This is a genomic window from Rhabdonatronobacter sediminivivens, from assembly GCF_013415485.1.
Taxonomy (GTDB): domain Bacteria; phylum Pseudomonadota; class Alphaproteobacteria; order Rhodobacterales; family Rhodobacteraceae; genus Rhabdonatronobacter; species Rhabdonatronobacter sediminivivens.
In genome coordinates this window covers 1-1,294 of the sequence record NZ_JACBXS010000118.1, presented here as the reverse complement: position 1 = coordinate 1,294, position 1,294 = coordinate 1, and the positions used below count along the sequence as shown (strand labels likewise).

Below are 1,294 nucleotides of genomic sequence, written 5' to 3'. Positions count from 1 at the left end.
ACGCTCTACCTCTACAAGCGGGTGCCGAAGCGCTATGCGGCGGTTGAGCCGCGCAAGTTCGTCTGGGTAAGCCTGCACACGGATTCGCCCGCGGTCGCCAAGACCAAGGAGGGCGCGACTTGGGCGCAGCTGGTTGCGGGCTGGGAAGCGAAGCTCGCGGGTGACAGTGCCGATGCGGAAGCACGCTTTCAGGCCGCGCGCGAACTCGCCGCGGCGCGGGGCTTCCGCTACATGCGCGCCGAAGAGGTGGCCAGACTGCCGCTGGAAGAGCTGCGCGACCGGTTCAAGGCGGTCTCGGGCTTCAGGGACAAGCCCGACGCCCCCGACATGGTTGAGGCGGCTGCAACCCTGGGCGGGGCGAAGGAGCCCCCTATTACCCTCAGCAAGGCGCTGGAGCTCTACTGGACGCTGGCCAAGGACAAGACCCTGGGCAAGTCCGATGATCAGCTCAGACGCTGGAAGAACCCGCGCATCAAGGCCATCCGCAACCTGATCGCGGTGATCGGCGACAAGCCCATCCATGACATCACCGGCGATGACATGCTCGATTTCCGCAACTGGTGGATGGAACGGCTGGAAGACGAGGAACTCACGCCCAACAGCGCCAACAAGGACCTGATCCATATCGGGAGCGTGCTCAAGACCGTGAACAAGATGAAGCGCCTCGGGCTGGTGCTGCCGCTGACGGATCTGTCCTTCAAGGAAGGCGACGCCAGGAAGCGCCCGCCCTTCTCGACGACGTGGATCCGGGAGAAGCTGCTGGCGAAGGGGGCGCTCGACGGCCTGAACCCCGAGGCGCGGGCCATCCTGCTGGTGATGGTGAACACCGGCTGCCGCCCCTCGGAGCTGGCGGCGCTGACCGCGAAGACGATCCGGCTGAACCACAACGTGCCGCATATCGCCATCGAACCCGAGGAGCGCCAGATCAAGAGCAGGCACGCCCGGCGGGTGGTGCCGCTGCTGGGCGTGTCGCTGGAGGCGATGCGCGCCTTCCCTGAGGGCTTCCCGCGCTACCGCAAGAGCAGCGCCAGCCTGTCGGCGACGGTGAACAAGTTCCTCCGCGGGAACGGTCTGATGGAGAGCGATGATCACACGCTCTATTCGCTGCGCCACGCCTTCGAGGACCGGATGCTGGCGGCGGGGATCGATGACCGCATCCGGCGCGACCTGTTCGGTCATCGGCTGACACGGGAACGCTATGGAGACGGGGCGTCGCTGGAGCACCAGCAGACGTTGCTTCAGCCGACCGCCTTGTGACGCGCGGCGATGGCGCGGGCGCGGCTGATCGCATCGC

Annotated in this window: 1 protein-coding gene; it reads left to right on the top strand. The window is 66.5% G+C overall.

What is annotated here, in order from left to right; all coding sequences use genetic code 11:
* Positions 1-1,257 (top strand): tyrosine-type recombinase/integrase (locus tag HUK65_RS18415; protein WP_179907735.1); only part of this gene is annotated, 1,257 nt, incomplete at its 5' end.
* Positions 1,258-1,294 lie beyond the last annotated feature (37 nt).